This window comes from Flavobacterium suaedae, from assembly GCF_014642915.1.
GTDB lineage: Bacteria > Bacteroidota > Bacteroidia > Flavobacteriales > Flavobacteriaceae > Flavobacterium > Flavobacterium suaedae.
The window spans coordinates 231,268-246,170 of sequence record NZ_BMJE01000002.1 but is presented as its reverse complement, the minus strand read 5'-3'; the positions used below and the strand labels follow the sequence as shown (position 1 = coordinate 246,170).

The following is a 14,903-nucleotide window of genomic DNA, read 5'->3' as shown; positions in this document are numbered from 1 at the left end:
TATGTATTAGTTTCTATAATTTATTATTACTCCTGAAATTTTTCAAGTTCAGGTCCTTTATTATCCTCTAGTGTCAGTTCGCGCTCTTTATCTTCAGCTCCATGTGTAAGCTTCTTAAGCTTTTTAAGGAACAACAGTAGTAAAAGACCAAAGGCAACCGTAAATACAGTAAGCCACATAAAAGTTTTATACTCCTGTTCACTTTGTTGCTCTTCCAAAACAAATGAAACACCGTAATTTTCACCATCTCCCATATTCTCTGTTTTTTGAGCAGCATCTTTGTCTTTCTCAAATACTAATCTTGCATGATAAGGGTTATTTTTAGTCACATTGTTTTCTTCTAGTACTTTTTTAAGTTCAGCAGTATTAGAATCTTCTCCTTGGGATAGTTGAAATAAATTATTTAGATTCTCACCGGTATCAATTCTGTCAAATTCTATTTTACTATCTGCAAGGTAAACCTCACTCTTAATACTAAAGTTTTTATCTAAGTTAATAGGATAGTCATAGATAGTATCAATCTCTTTTTTAGCGTTTTTTACCGGAATAGAGTCTTTACTCATAAATGGTATTACCTCTTGCTTAGAAACTACCATTTTACCTCCAAAAGGCTCTAACTGCGAAGATTCACCAATACTTCCTGCTAACTTGTTACCAAATCCTGTAGCAGCAAAATAAACCCCCATCATAATAGAAGCATATTTTAACGGTGCCAATTTAGTTATAAATGATAATGCTACAGGAGAAGTACAAAGCTCTCCTATAGTATGGAAAAGATAAGCTAAAAACACCCAACCCATAGCTGCCTTACCAAATACTTCAGCACTGGCTTCTTTAGAGGCAAACATCATAAACACATAACCAAGCCCCATAATTATAGTACCTATAGCCATTTTATATAAAGATGAAGCTTCTTTACCTTTCTTCTTCATCCATAACCAAAAACCACCTACTACAGTTCCGAAAATAATGATGTAACCTGCATTAAGTGACTGGAATACTGCGGCGGGAATTTCTTCCAGCCAACTCAAACCAATAGTACGGTTAACTTTAGCATCAGTATAAAGGTTCATTAACCCTCCTGCCTGTTCAAAAGCACCCCAAAATACTACTACTATAAGGAATGATATTAGTAATACCACTATTCTGTCCTTCTCTATTTTACTTAACGGACGTTTAGCAGCTTCACGTTCAGCTTCAGAAACTTCTGCACCTCCGGAAAATTCACCAACACCTTTTAAGTAGCGAAGACCCCATATATATACAATTTGCCCTAATAGCATACCAATACCGGCAAGCCCAAAGCCGTAATGCCAGCCATATTTATAAGCAACCAGTCCAACTGATATACTTGCCAAAAATGCCCCAATATTAATACCTATATAAAAAATAGTAAAACCGTTATCCCTGCGAATATCACCCTCTTTATATAAGCCTCCTACCATAGTAGAAATATTGGGTTTTAAGCCCCCAACACCTAAAATAATAAGAAGCAGACCTGTAAAAAACGCCCAACTTTCCGGTATTGCAAGCACCCCATGACCAATACATAAAAGGATACCGCCAAGCATTACGGTTTTTTTCTGTCCTAAAAACTTATCTGCAATCCACCCTCCGGGTATCGATGCAACATAAACCAGCATAGTATACCAGCCGTAAAGCCAAAGTGCATCTTTGTTAGTCCAGCCTAATCCAGGATCTACAGCAGTAGCGGAAGTAGCAATATAAAGGGTTAATATACCACGCATTCCGTAGTAGGAAAAACGCTCCCACATTTCGGTAAAAAATAATATAAATAATCCCGCAGGATGTCCGAAAAGTTCTTTTTGATGTGGTTGTTTTGTAATTGTAGACATATAATTATAGCTTCTCTTTTATAAAGTTTGTCATTTTAGTATATAGTTGCAGCCTTGTAGCTCCGCCATATATTCCATGGTTTTTATCAGGGTAAATAGCCCAGTCAAATTGTTTGTTTGCCTGTACTAATGCTTCTACCATTAGCATTGTATTTTGTAAATGTACGTTATCATCGGCAGAACCATGCACTAACAAGTAATCACCTTTTAGCTTTTTTACATGGTTTATTGGTGAGTTTTCATCATAACCTGATGCATTCTCCTGCGGTGTTTGCATATAACGCTCTGTATAAACAGTGTCATAAAAACGCCAGTTGGTTACAGGAGCTACAGCAATAGCCATTTTAAACACGTCGTTACCTTTCAATATACAGTTAGATGACATAAAGCCTCCGAAACTCCAGCCAAAGATACCAATTCGCGATTCATCAACATAATCATATCCACCAATTACTTTCGCAGCGTCTATTTGGTCTTCTACTTCATATTTTCCAAGTTCCTTGTAAGTTACTTTTTTAAATGCAGCGCCTTTAAAACCTGTACCCCTACCGTCTACACATGCTACTATATAACCTTGCTGCGCCAGCATCATAAACCAATAGTCATTATAGCTATGCCATTGGTTACTTACCTCCTGAGAACCCGGACCACTGTATTGATACATAAATACCGGATATTTTTTATTCGGGTCAAAGTCAGCAGGCTTAATCATCCATGCATTTAATTCATGCCCTTTTGGTGTAGTTATAACCGTAAACTTTTTTTTAGGCAGGTTATATTTATCTAATTTATTAGCAAGACCTTGATTATTTTTTATAGTTTTTACCAGTTTTCCTTTTTTCGATTCATGAAGTGTATAAACCGGAGGTGTAGTTGCACTGGAATATGAATTTATGAAGTAATCAAAATCAGGGCTGAAAGTAGCTTCATTAGTTCCCTCATTTGGTGTTAGGCGGGTTTTTCGTTTTCCGTTAATATTAATACTGTAAACATCTCTGTTTATAGAACCATTTTCTACGGACTGGTAAAATACATTTCCTGTTCTGTCATCAAAACCGTAAAACGCTGTTACTTCCCAGTTGCCCTCTGTTATTTGCTTTATCAGTTTACCTTTTTCGTTATAGTGGTATATGTGATTATATCCATCTTTCTCACTTGTCCATATAAAGCTATTATCCTTTAAAAAAGTAAGGTTATCGGTTATATTAATATACGCTTTGTCTGTTTCGTTAAGTACGCCTGTTGTTTTACCAGTATTTGCATCTACAAATACTAAGTCTAAATTATTTTGGTGTCTGTTCATTAACTGCACACTTAAAGTCTGTGCATCATTAGTCCATTTTATACGCGGAATGTAATACGGGTTAAAGCTGTTAAGTGCTATTTGTTTAGTAGTTCCTGTTTTTACATCGTAAATATGTAATGAAACTTTCGAGTTATTTTCACCTGCCTTAGGGTACTTAAAAGTGTACGGATATGGGTATAGCCCCATATTATAATACTCCATGGTAAACTCAGGCACTTCGCGCTCATCAAAACGAATGTAGGCTATTTTATCGCCTGCTTTATTCCAGTCAAAAGCTCTCACAAAAGCAAATTCCTCTTCGTAAACCCAGTCGGTTATACCATTTATAATAGCATTACGTTCTCCGTCCTTTGTTATAGCTTGGGTGTTACCTGTTGCTACATCATAGTAGTATAAGTTGTTAGCATGAGCATAAGCAACCTTTGAATTATCTGCTGAAAACACAGGCTCCTGAATTGGAATATCAGCTACACTTTTTAATGATTTTGTTGCAATATCGTAAATATAATATTCTGCAAAAAAAGAATGACGGTATATCGGCTGAGTATTCGTAGCGATAAGCATTTTCTTTTCATCAGGGCTAAATGTAAATGCATCAATCGAATTAAGTTCAGCAAAATCTTTAGAACTAATCAGTGTACTTACTTTCTCCAGCGTTTTAAAATCGTATAAATCCACGCTAGAATTTCCTGTAGCCCAATTTACATCGAGTACGGTATATTGATTAGAGTTTTCCATAGAATGCAATTCATACATTCCCTGAGTGCGGAAAGCTCCACTCCATATTTCTTCAAGTGTAATATTTCGTTGTGCTAAAGCCGGCGTGGCTATAAGTAATAATAAAAAAAGTACTCTTTTAATGCTAATCATTTCGTATAAGGTAAAAAACCCCCAATTTTAATAAAAATTTATGAATTATCGGGTGTTTTTTTTGTTAAATGAAATTATCCTGTTAAAGTACTGATGCATTATTTTTAGTAAATACAGGCGTAATGCGCTATCTTTGCAGCACTACTATATTAATATTCTGAAAATGAGTAAAGCAGTCGCGGGGTTTTCCAAATTAAACAAACAAGAAAAGATTGAATGGATTGCCAAAGAATACTTCGCTAACCCCGAAGAAGCCACAAACCTGATTAAGAAATATTGGAATTCTGATGCAGATTTACAAAAACTGCATGATGAGTTTATTGAAAATACCATCACGAACTTCTATTTACCGCTGGGTATAGCACCAAACTTCAACATTAACGGTAAGAATTTTACTATACCAATGGCAATAGAAGAAAGTTCTGTTGTAGCTGCGGCATCAAAAGCAGCAAAGTTTTGGTCAGCACGTGGCGGTTTTAAAACTACAGTACTTGATACTGAAAAAATAGGACAGGTACACTTTATTTACAAAGGTGACAAAAGTAAACTTGAAAGCTTTTTTACTGCTGTAAAAAACAAACTTATTGAAGGGGTATCAACCCTTACCCAAAACATGGAAAAACGTGGCGGGGGTATTCGTGATATAGTTTTACGTGACAAAACCGATGCTTTAGACAATTACTATCAGCTTCATGCCACCTTTAATACTATAGACAGTATGGGGGCTAACTTTATAAACTCCTGCTTGGAAAAGTTTGCTGAGATATTAAAAAGCGAAGCCGAGCAACATACTGCTTTTACAGAAGAAGAAAAGCAAATACAGGTAGTAATGAGTATACTTTCTAACTACGTACCAAATTGTATTGTTAGAGCCGAAGTATCCTGCCCTGTTGAAGATTTGAATGAAGATAAAAATATCTCACCGGAAGATTTTGCTGAAAAATTTATAACAGCGGTTACCATAGCCGAAAAGGAGCCCTACAGAGCCGTTACCCACAACAAGGGTATAATGAATGGTATTGATGCCGTAGTGATTGCTACGGGTAACGATTTCCGTGCTGTAGAAGCAGGTGTTCATGCCTATGCTTCGAAAGACGGAAGTTATTCCAGCCTGTCGCATGCTACTGTAGAAAATGGCATTTTCAGGTTTTGGATAGACGTGCCACTCGCATTGGGTACAGTTGGCGGACTTACCTCTTTACACCCTATGGTTAAACTATCACTGGAAATGTTAGGAAAGCCATCAGCGAAAGAATTAATGCAGATTGTTGCAGTAGCCGGACTGGCACAAAACTTCGCAGCACTACGCTCGCTTACTACTACAGGAATACAAAAGGGACACATGAAAATGCACCTGATGAACATCCTGAATCAGCTAAAAGCTACAGAAACAGAAAAACTTAAAGCCGTTAAGCATTTTGAGACCAACACGGTAAGTCATGCTGCTGCGGTAAACTATATAGAAGAGCTTAGAAAAGAGAATTCCGAAAAACAAACAGTACAATAGTTGAAGAAGTGTTTTTACAGTAACGGAAAGCTATTAATAACCGGAGAATATGCTGTTCTTGATGGTGCAAAAAGTTTTGCATTACCTACAAAAACAGGACAATATTTGCATGTAGAGACTTCGGAAGAAGAAATACTACACTGGACAAGTTTTGATGCTGATGAAAGCATTTGGTTTGAAGATACCATAGCAATAGCGCAAATAAAAAACAACAACTATATTGGAGATAATGCTATAACCAAAAAACTTGTTGAAATACTGCATACTGCCCATACAGCAAACCCTGAACTATTAAAACAAGGGTATAAGGTTACCACTACACTTACTTTTCCCCGCAACTGGGGGTTAGGTACCTCTTCAACATTAATAAACAATATTGCCCAATGGTTTAAAATTGATGCTTTCCAACTACTATGGGATAGCTTTGGCGGTAGTGGTTATGATATTGCCTGCGCGCAAAACAATACTCCTATTTTATACCACATAGAAGATAAAAAACCCATAGTTAAATCTATAAACTTCAACCCTGCATTTACTGGTAAATTATATTTTGTTTATTTAAATGAAAAGCAAAACAGCCGTAGTGCTATTGAAACATACAGGCAAAAAGCAAAAAATGAGGGTTCTTTTATTGCTGAAATAAGCAGTATAACAAAAGCTATTATCACTGCTAACAACTTAAACAGTTTCAGAGAACTGTTAGGACAGCATGAGGCTTTAATGTCGTCAGTATTAGACACACCAACTGTAAAAGAGCGGCTTTTCCCTGACTTTGAAGGCACACTAAAAAGTCTTGGTGCTTGGGGTGGCGACTTTATAATGGCAGTTACAGAAAGTAACCCAATACAATACTTTAAAGACAAAGGTTACACTACTATAGTACCGTATAGCGAAATGATATTATAATATTCTTTATCATAAAAAAAATAAGCATAAAAAAAGACCTGCTGTTTAGCAGGTCTTTTTTTATCTGTACAGCAACTGATTAGTTAAACTCAGATCTGTTATCTTCTATATCAGCATCTTCTTTAAGCGCTGTAGTAAGTCTGTTTTGAACACCCGCTCTGTCTTTAGAACGAATACTTGCTACCATTGCATTATAGTTAGGTAATTCTTTTGCTTTAGTAATACCTGTAGTTTTAATCATAAACACACCTGTATTGCCTTCTATAAGGCCTGAAGTATTACCTTCTCCTAATGCAAATGCTCTACCTACCACTTTAGCCTCGTTACCAACTTTTGGTACTAAAGGACGTGCTAATGCTATATCTTGTGCTTTAGCGATGCTTGAACCTGCTTTTTGAGCAACAGCTTCAAGTGTATCACCTTGCATTTTCTCTTTAATCTTAGCTGCTTTCTTTTCATTTCTTAAGATAGGAAGCACTTTATCTTTTGCAGATTCAACAGACATAAATCCGTCTTCACTCTTAGCTTTTAATCTTGCTATTACATATCCTTGAGAAACGTCATATTTCTTAACATCTCCTACTTCAGTATCTTCAGCAAAAGCCCATTTTACAATTGTTCTTTGCGCTCCTAAACCACGAATGTTTTCTTCATTCTTGCCTAAGTTTTCAGCAACCGCAATTTCTAAATCAGCTTCTTTAGCTAAGTCTTCAAAAGATTTTTCAGTTTCAGAACCGGCATCCATTTCCAGCTTAGTCGCTTTAGTAAATAAATCATCTACTGTATCTTCAGATGGCTGTATCTTTTTAGCTATAGTAGCAACCTGTACACCTTCGTACTTATCAAGAACTTTTATTACGTGGAAACCGTAATCAGTTTCTACAACTCCTGTTTTACCTACAGGATTATCAAATACAAATTTATCAAACTCAGGAACCATTTGCCCTTTGTAAACATCATCATACACGCCACCGTTGTTTACAGAACCTGTATCATCACTGTTTTCTTTAGCTAAATCAGCAAAAGAATCAGGGTTAGCGTTTACTTTTTTAAGTAATTCATTAGCTTTCGCTTCTGCTTCTTCCTTAGTTCTGTTTACCTCTTTTGGTGTCTGGCTTCCGTCATAAGCAATAAGTATATGACTCACTTTTGCATTTGCACCCGGTCTTCTGTTTACTACTCTTGTTAACTTGTAGTACTCACCGTCTTTGTAAGGACCAAATACTTCTCCTTCTTGCAAATTAAATATTTGCTCTGCATAATCTACAGGAAGATTCTTTTTAACTACATAAGTAGTATCAAAAGCAATTTCTGAATTATTGTCTACAAAACTTTTGATTTTCTCTTTACTTACCCCTTTAAAACCAGGTAAAGTATCGTTAGCTTTTGTCTGCTCATTATACACAACTCTTGAAGAAAGCATTTGGTTAACATCTTCTCTGATGTTAGCTTCATCTTCTTTTGATGCTTTGTTTTCTACAAGAACATACTCAATATCACGAGATGCGTCTGCTTTGTACTCATCTTCGTGCTTTTGCATGTATGATTTAATTTCCTCGTCAGAAACTTCAACCTCATCATCATTTACTGTAGTATATGGTACATAAACATAATCAAAAGAAACTTTATCGTTCTCTAGCTTATATTTTGACTCTCCATCAAACTCTGTAGCTACAAAACCTGCTTTTACCATTGTAATATAAAGTTGCTTTTTAGCAGCATCTTCTACAGCAGGTATATTATTTTGAATTTGCTGCCATAGTGCAGGGTCATTGTTTTTAGTATCTACAAAAAACTTATTAAGTTTTGCTCTGTCAAACTGACCAAGTTCGTTTTGGAACTGAGGGCTTTGTCCATACATGTTGTACACATGGTTTTCTCCCACTCTTAATCCTGTATCTTCAATATGCTCTTCGTACAGAATCCTCTCTACTTCCTGGTTCCAAATAATATTAGCAGCCTGTGTAGGCGTTAATCGTTGTTGTCTTTGCTGAGCATTACTTACTTTCTCTAAGAATTCTCTTGCAGGTATATCGGTACCATTTACACTACCTATGTTTTTAGTTACTCCAAAGCCTCCGCTATTTATAATATCACCTATTATAAATGCAAGTAAACAGAACCCGATAACAAGTATCAGTAGTAATGAACGCTGCCTAATTTTCGATAAAACCGCCATTTTTTTTGTTGTTAAAATTTCATTTCAGTGGGCGAAAATACAATTATCTCTTTAATAATAAAAGTAGTGTGTTATATTTTCTAAAGTTTTTTTACTTCTCCTGCAAGGGTGTAATTTTTATAATTTCAATTTTTTTGTTAGATGCTTCCTCAATGGTAATTTCATACCCCTCGGCTTTTATCTTACCGCCTTGCTTTGGTATTTCTTTCGTATTATGAACCACAAACCCGCCAAGTGTAGCATAAGAATCACTCTCGGGTAGGTTTAATCCGTATTTTTCATTTACATATTCTACATCCAATCTTGCTGAAAAAAGGTATTTACAATCACCTAAATCCTTCTCTACAAGTTCTCCTTCGTCGTCATGTTCATCTTCTATCTCTCCGAAAAGCTCTTCTATTATATCTTCAACTGTTATAATACCCGAAGTCCCTCCGTACTCATCTAATATTACTGCTATACTTTTATGCTTTCGGGTTAAAATATTAAGTAATTCTTTTATGTAAATGGTTTCAGGCGCATACTCAATAGGCAGCATCATTTCTTTTATAGTACTACCTGACCTTTTAAAAAGCTCGAAAGAATGCACATAACCGATAACATTGTCTAATGTTTCTTTATATACTATAATTTTAGAATAACCTGTTTCTACAAAAAGTTCTTTAAGCTCTTCTATAGTATCATTTAAATCTACCGCAGCTATTTCGGTACGCGGTGTCATAACTTCTCGGGCTTTCAAATCAGAGAATTCTAACGCATTTTGAAATATCTGTATTTCAGAATCCATCTCTTCCTGACTGTCTATACCATCCATTTGCTCCGTGATATAGTTACCTAGCTCACCCCTTGTAAAATATGGCTGTTCTGAACCGCCTTTTGTACGAAGTACTTTTACTAAAATAAAATCAGTAATCGCTATTACAAAATAGGAAACCCAGTAAAAAATGAAATGAAAAATGTATGCAGGAATAGCAAAAAACTTAATTAGTGTATTGGCATATACCTGAAAAAAAACTTTAGGAAGAAACTTGGCTGTTATAAGTATTACGAATAATGATATTACTATTTGCAACAGCGTATTGTAAAAAGAAGGAATACTCCACCCTAAATAGGCTATATACCGCATTACAACATTACTCATGTAATAACTGTATATAACCAAAACTATACTGTTACCTATAAGCATGGAGGTAACAAATTGCACAGGGTTTTCGGTAAGTTTTGAAAGTATTTTGGAAGTTAAGGCTGTTTGCTGGCGCTCTACACCCAAATAGACTTTATTTGAGGATACATAAGCTATCTCCATACCGGAAAAAAAAGCCGAAAGCAGAAGACAGATTATAATTATCGCAACTTCCATAGTGTGATATGTGTAGTGTTACTTTTTTACAGCTTATTTTTTATCGCCAAACTTTTTAGCTCTGTTTAACCTAAAAAAGAATGAGAATAAACTTAAACCCGCTATTAAAAACCAAATAATAGATTTTTGCCATTCTTCTTCTGCCATTAAAGTTTCAACACCTCTGTAAACAAAAAATGCAGAAGCTATTAAGTATAGGTATGCTGTTATTTTAAAGTATTTCATTTTTATTTTATTTCTCCTACTCTACATTATTAATCTCTCCGGTATTTTGCTGTGCATTTACAATACTGAAATCTTTACTGAAATCGACGCCCGGACCTTCAATATAACCGCCTTCAGGATCGGTTAATTTAAAATATTCTTCAGTATAAAACCACTCATTTTTTTGGTCGTAATATAACTGGCTTGTTTCTAATACCGTCCCGTTATCAGACGTTATCTTAACATTCCCCTGCAAATCAATTATATCAGTTTCAGCGTAAGTAATAGCATAATCTGCTACAATATAACTCTTTTTACCGTCATCATCAATAAGTGTAACATTTATACCGTCAGGAAATTCGTTAAACCCATATTCCAGATTACTAAAATCTTTCATTAGCGGGCTTACTAAAATAGCCTTTACCCTTCCGGAATCAGTATATTTTAAATTAATATCCTCAGCACTGGAAACTGGTGCAAATGCTACAGTATTAATTCGCTGCACATCTTTAAAACTACTATCGCAAGCTAATAATGCCGAAAGCATTGCAAATATAAGTACGCAACCGGTAAACAATCGTTTCATTACTATAGCTTTGGTAGTTTTACAGTTTCGTTTATCCAGCAACCATATTTAATTTCTTTACCTTTTTTATATCCTGCTGCCTTAGCTTCATCTTTACTTGGCAGGTTTTGGCTATACTCTTCTTTTAAAGCGGTTACGGTAGCTTTATACTTCGGTTCTGCTACCTCCGCTTTATTTAAAGTTTCTATTGCAAGGAACAAAAGTGCTTTACGCTCAAAATCATTAAGGTTACACTCGTTTTTTATTACTGAAGAATACATATTCGCTAACAGTATATAAGGCTTACCAAAATTTTTATTGGTTTCGGCTGCTTTTAAAGCATACTGTTTGGCTCTTGTCTTATCAGTATTTTTAAGCAATGTAGCAAGATGGTAGTATTCATCTGCCTTTACTCTTTCATCTGCCTGCATAGCAGCTGATTTCTCAAAGTGAGGAATACTTTCTTCAATCTTACCGTTTTTCACTTCAAGCATACCCATCATGTATGCCTGCTCTGCACCTTGTTTTAGTTTATAAGCGGCAGAGGCTATTTTATATAGTACTCCGCTATCATAGCATTTATTATCATAAAGCACTGTTGCAGCAGCTTGTAACCATGCTACATTCTCTTTATTTTTATCAAAGTCCTTGCTGTAATATTCTGAAAGTGCAGTGCAAGAAAAATATTTAGAAGCTAATATTTTGATATTATCTGCAACAGCATCTAAAGCATCTGCAACCCTATCAGCCTTTTCAACTGTTTGCTTTTCTTTATCAGTAAGTATTTCTGATTGCTGCTTTTGTAAAAGTATTGCTTTCTCTTCTAAAAGTTTAGTTTTTGCATAAGAAACCTGTGCTGCTATACCTGCATATTTTTCAATAAAATCTTGGATAGTAATAGTACCTTTTCCTGATTCATATTTTTCAAGATATAGCATGAAATAAGTTTGTAGCGCATCATAATCAACAAACTTATCTTTATGTGTTTTGTAAAAACCATCCAGCATTTTATACACCTCATCGTCTTTAGCAAGGTCATACTTTTTAAGCAACATAGCTTTCCTTACCACACTACCGTTTCCAGGAAAGTTTTTTTCGTAATCATCAAAAAGCTGTAAAAGCGCAGTAATATTTTCACTTTTACCATCTTTAGTTCTTGCAGACTCTATTCTATATAAATACAGCTCTTCGCCATAGGTATAAATTTCAGGACTGTATTTAGCACACTGTTTAACTAAATTTTCTAATTGACTTTCTGCATTATCATACAAACGTGATTTTATATTAAGTTCATATGCTTCAAACTTCTGTTCGCATTCGTCCGTTTGAGCGCTCGCTGTATAAAGCACAGCATTTGCTGCGATTGCTAAAAAAGCCAATATCTTTTTCATAGTATTTACTTTTAGTTATACCTCCTCTTCACAAACCAGCGGTCATTTAATGAAAGTCCTACAGAGAAATTTAGGTAGTTTTCCTGAACAAGACCTGAACTGGTAGTACCTCTTTGTCCAAATTCTATACCGAGATTTATATTAGAAGAAAGATAGTTAACAGGGAAACCAAAACCTAATGATAAAGCATAATCATTAATAGACTCTCCGTTAATTACCAAACCTGTTTTTTCATATCGTAAACCTGCCCTATACGTTACTCTTTTAAAGTAACTATTGTAAGAACGGTACTGCGGTGTAAAATAACCGCCTAAAGCCATTTTATGAGAACCTTCGTACTCAACATTCGTTACATTATCAAACCTGTTACCCAACTCATTACTTTCCTGAAAAGTATATTCTGTACCAACAAACCATCTTGTTTTTTTACCAAGACCTGTACCCACACTAAATTTAGATGGTAATTTAACATCTCCGTCTTCGCCCGTAATGTCTATCTGATCAACTATAATCTCACTACCCGAATTGGTAAATGTTACAATTGCAATATTTCTATCTATTGTACTGCTTAAATTAGCCTGAGGAGTATAAGTAGCGCTGGTATACCAATCATACTTTTCCTTGATTTTTGTTTGGTAGGTTGCCCCGAAGTTGAATGAAAAACCACTGTAATCAGCTGCATTTAACTCTCTGGTTGGATATTGTAATGATATTCCTGGCAACCCTGTAATAGATTTTGTTTCTATATTACCAAAATTATACTGTACATCTGCACCAATACTCAGTTTAGAGTTTACATCATAACCCACACCTGCAAAAACCCTGTTTAAACCGCCATCTCCTTCAAACTGTCTAAACTTCTCAAAACCATCTTCAACCGTAGTACTTTCTACTTTATAACCTACTGCACTATATGGCACAAGACCAACAGCTACACCAAACTTATCGCTTACAGGCACACCCACCGCTAAGTAATCCAATGTTGTTCTGCTGGCATCATCTTCACCTGCTGAAGTTTTTAAAGTAGTAGAAGATGTACTACCCCCTATTGATAATGCTGTAAAAACAAGCGAACTGTATGATGCCGGGTTTTGTAGATTGATATGAACACTATCAGGAATTATTCCTAAACCTGCCATAGACCTGTTTTCTACAGTTCCTTTAAACGTTACATCGCCAATACCGTAATAAGAGTAAGGAGAAGCGCTATTTTTTTGAGCAAATAGTACAACAGAGAAAAGCAAACAGATGCTTACAATAAATCGTTTAATCATTTTTGATTTTGTATAGTATATAAATATAGTTTGTTAAGACTTTCTAACAGAAAATTACAATTGGCAAATATGGTGCTTTTTAAACTTTTAGCCAAAAATTCAGCATCACCTCCTGTTAATATTATTTTTAAATCAGGATACTGCTCTTTACACGTTGCTATAAAGCCTTCTACTTCATACAGTAAACCGTTTACCACACCCGAGTGTATTGAACTTTTGGTAGAGTCACCAATAAAACGCTCAGGGGTTTCAGGGTATAACAACGGAAGATTTGCTGTAAAATTATGTAAACTTTCATAACGCAAGCGTAATCCGGGCGATATAGCGCCTCCAAAATAGGTGTTTTCGGCATCAACAAAATCATACGTAACACAAGTTCCCGCGTCAATAATTAATCGGCTTTGTTTGGGGTAAGTCAATACTGCACCCGCAGCAAGCACCATCCTGTCTATACCTAAAGTAGCAGGGGTAACATATTTATTTACAAAAGGAAATAGTGATGTATGGTTTATGACGGACAAATTACTATGGTTTTCTAACCATTGTAACAACTGAACATCCTCTTCCCCTACTGAAGAAAGTACAGAATTAGTAACCTCGGGATAATCTTGAAAAATTTTTTTTATTTTTTTTTCGGCTTCTATTTTTTCAAATGCTGATTTTAAAATCAGGACATCTCCCTCAAAAACAGCAAGTTTAATTTTTGTATTGCCGACATCAATAGCTAATAGCATTTATAAACAATTAGAATTGCAAAAGTACGAATTGATTTTTTTTATTTTTTGTTTTGGATAATATAAAAATGGTTCTATATTTGCACCCGCAATAACGGCATAACACTTGCCAGTTATACGGTACCTTAGCTCAGTTGGTAGAGCAATGGACTGAAAATCCATGTGTCCCTGGTTCGATTCCTGGAGGTACCACTTTAATTCAAATAACCCTTTGAAAACAAATAAGTTATCAAAGGGTTTTGTTTTTTACGTCGGAAAATACGTTTCAAAAAACTGGACTTAAATGGTTCATTTTGAACTCATTTAACTTTGTTAAAAAAACATGCTTGACATTTGTAAATAGATATTTTTATAAGCTTAGTATTATTTCATTTTCAACTCTCAAATCAGTATAAAGCTAAATACTTGCCCCTATCCAAGGTCAGGCATTGTTATTATGATTTTTTTAGAAAAGAATCACCAAAAAGCTTGAAAAAGAAAATGATGCTCATGAGTTTTAAGGAAATACAGAATGAGGTCACCAGTAATTTACCTTTTGCGCTTCTTGAGCAGTAGAATAGATTTAGGTTTCAATTCTTATAGTTTACCCACTCAATCTTTTCCAATTCCAATACTGATAGAATTACGTGTCCCCCCCCCTCAAACACTCTTTTAAGTACTTTCATTGAATACCATATGCTAAAGTTAGTATTTCAGTTAGAATGAAGAATTGAGATAGCTAAGTTTTAATTTTTGAATTGCATTTTAGATT

The 14,903-nt window shown here is 35.1% G+C and carries 11 protein-coding genes and 1 tRNA gene; 3 read left to right on the top strand and 9 right to left on the bottom strand.

Annotated elements, in window-relative coordinates:
• Nucleotides 1–26: 26 nt before the first annotated feature.
• Nucleotides 27–1,856: a peptide MFS transporter gene (locus tag IEW45_RS04065; RefSeq protein ID WP_188619952.1), complete on the bottom strand. Its 1,830-nt coding sequence runs from the start codon at nucleotides 1,854–1,856 to the stop codon at nucleotides 27–29.
• A 4-nt stretch (nucleotides 1,857–1,860) separates the two neighbouring features.
• Entirely contained in the window at nucleotides 1,861–4,032 is a 2,172-nt protein-coding gene (locus IEW45_RS04060; protein ID WP_188619951.1) for a S9 family peptidase, read from the bottom strand.
• Nucleotides 4,033–4,195: 163 nt separating this feature from the next.
• Here IEW45_RS04060 and IEW45_RS04055 point away from each other — a divergent pair, with 163 nt between their 5' ends.
• Together IEW45_RS04055 and IEW45_RS04050 are read left to right on the top strand one after the other, a co-directional pair.
• Nucleotides 4,196–5,539, top strand: coding sequence for a hydroxymethylglutaryl-CoA reductase, degradative (locus IEW45_RS04055; protein ID WP_188619950.1), 1,344 nt, complete (start codon nucleotides 4,196–4,198; stop codon nucleotides 5,537–5,539).
• A complete protein-coding gene (locus IEW45_RS04050; protein WP_188619949.1) occupies nucleotides 5,540–6,445 on the top strand; it encodes a GYDIA family GHMP kinase in 906 nt (301 codons plus the stop codon).
• A 79-nt stretch (nucleotides 6,446–6,524) separates the two neighbouring features.
• On the opposite strand, the gene IEW45_RS04045 is transcribed toward IEW45_RS04050, so the two are convergent.
• The 7 genes from IEW45_RS04045 to IEW45_RS04015 all read right to left on the bottom strand — a co-directional run bounded on the left by IEW45_RS04045 (nucleotide 6,525) and on the right by IEW45_RS04015 (nucleotide 14,152).
• A complete protein-coding gene (locus IEW45_RS04045) occupies nucleotides 6,525–8,624 on the bottom strand; it encodes a peptidylprolyl isomerase (RefSeq protein WP_188619948.1) in 2,100 nt (699 codons plus the stop codon).
• 91 nt (nucleotides 8,625–8,715) lie between these two features.
• On the bottom strand, nucleotides 8,716–9,984 hold the full coding sequence (locus IEW45_RS04040) for a hemolysin family protein (RefSeq protein ID WP_188619947.1): 1,269 nt from the start codon (nucleotides 9,982–9,984) through the stop codon (nucleotides 8,716–8,718).
• Between the two features lie 33 nt (nucleotides 9,985–10,017).
• Nucleotides 10,018–10,209 (bottom strand): hypothetical protein, encoded by a 192-nt coding sequence (locus tag IEW45_RS04035; protein ID WP_188619946.1) that lies wholly within the window; start codon nucleotides 10,207–10,209, stop codon nucleotides 10,018–10,020.
• A 16-nt stretch (nucleotides 10,210–10,225) separates the two neighbouring features.
• Nucleotides 10,226–10,774 carry an LPS export ABC transporter periplasmic protein LptC gene (gene lptC / locus IEW45_RS04030; RefSeq protein WP_188619945.1) on the bottom strand — a complete coding sequence of 183 codons (549 nt, stop codon included), beginning with the start codon at nucleotides 10,772–10,774 and terminating at the stop codon, nucleotides 10,226–10,228.
• Nucleotides 10,775–10,776: 2 nt separating this feature from the next.
• Nucleotides 10,777–12,144 carry a hypothetical protein gene (locus IEW45_RS04025; protein ID WP_188619944.1) on the bottom strand — a complete coding sequence of 456 codons (1,368 nt, stop codon included), beginning with the start codon at nucleotides 12,142–12,144 and terminating at the stop codon, nucleotides 10,777–10,779.
• 11 nt (nucleotides 12,145–12,155) lie between these two features.
• Nucleotides 12,156–13,418, bottom strand: coding sequence for a BamG family beta-barrel-assembly machinery protein (gene bamG, locus IEW45_RS04020; RefSeq protein WP_188619943.1), 1,263 nt, complete (start codon nucleotides 13,416–13,418; stop codon nucleotides 12,156–12,158).
• Nucleotides 13,415–14,152 (bottom strand): type III pantothenate kinase, encoded by a 738-nt coding sequence (locus tag IEW45_RS04015; RefSeq protein ID WP_188619942.1) that lies wholly within the window; start codon nucleotides 14,150–14,152, stop codon nucleotides 13,415–13,417. The genes bamG and IEW45_RS04015 overlap by 4 nt, the downstream gene beginning before the upstream one ends.
• A 119-nt stretch (nucleotides 14,153–14,271) precedes the next feature.
• On the opposite strand from IEW45_RS04015, the gene IEW45_RS04010 reads away from it, so the two are divergent.
• Nucleotides 14,272–14,344: transfer RNA gene (locus IEW45_RS04010), tRNA-Phe, on the top strand.
• The last annotated feature ends 559 nt before the right edge of the window (nucleotides 14,345–14,903 follow it).

What these genes read in the sequence shown, in the direction of transcription:
- IEW45_RS04040 (WP_188619947.1), bottom strand. Translation starts at nt 9,984, where the DNA reads ATGGAAGTTGCGATAATTATAATCTGTCTTCTGCTTTCGGCTTTTTTT.
- lptC (WP_188619945.1), bottom strand. Translation starts at nt 10,774, where the DNA reads ATGAAACGATTGTTTACCGGTTGCGTACTTATATTTGCAATGCTTTCG.
- IEW45_RS04065 (WP_188619952.1), bottom strand. Translation starts at nt 1,856, where the DNA reads ATGTCTACAATTACAAAACAACCACATCAAAAAGAACTTTTCGGACAT.
- IEW45_RS04035 (WP_188619946.1), bottom strand. Translation starts at nt 10,209, where the DNA reads ATGAAATACTTTAAAATAACAGCATACCTATACTTAATAGCTTCTGCA.
- IEW45_RS04015 (WP_188619942.1), bottom strand. Translation starts at nt 14,152, where the DNA reads ATGCTATTAGCTATTGATGTCGGCAATACAAAAATTAAACTTGCTGTT.
- IEW45_RS04045 (WP_188619948.1), bottom strand. Translation starts at nt 8,624, where the DNA reads ATGGCGGTTTTATCGAAAATTAGGCAGCGTTCATTACTACTGATACTT.
- IEW45_RS04025 (WP_188619944.1), bottom strand. Translation starts at nt 12,144, where the DNA reads ATGAAAAAGATATTGGCTTTTTTAGCAATCGCAGCAAATGCTGTGCTT.
- bamG (WP_188619943.1), bottom strand. Translation starts at nt 13,418, where the DNA reads ATGATTAAACGATTTATTGTAAGCATCTGTTTGCTTTTCTCTGTTGTA.
- IEW45_RS04060 (WP_188619951.1), bottom strand. Translation starts at nt 4,032, where the DNA reads ATGATTAGCATTAAAAGAGTACTTTTTTTATTATTACTTATAGCCACG.
- IEW45_RS04055 (WP_188619950.1), top strand. Translation starts at nt 4,196, where the DNA reads ATGAGTAAAGCAGTCGCGGGGTTTTCCAAATTAAACAAACAAGAAAAG.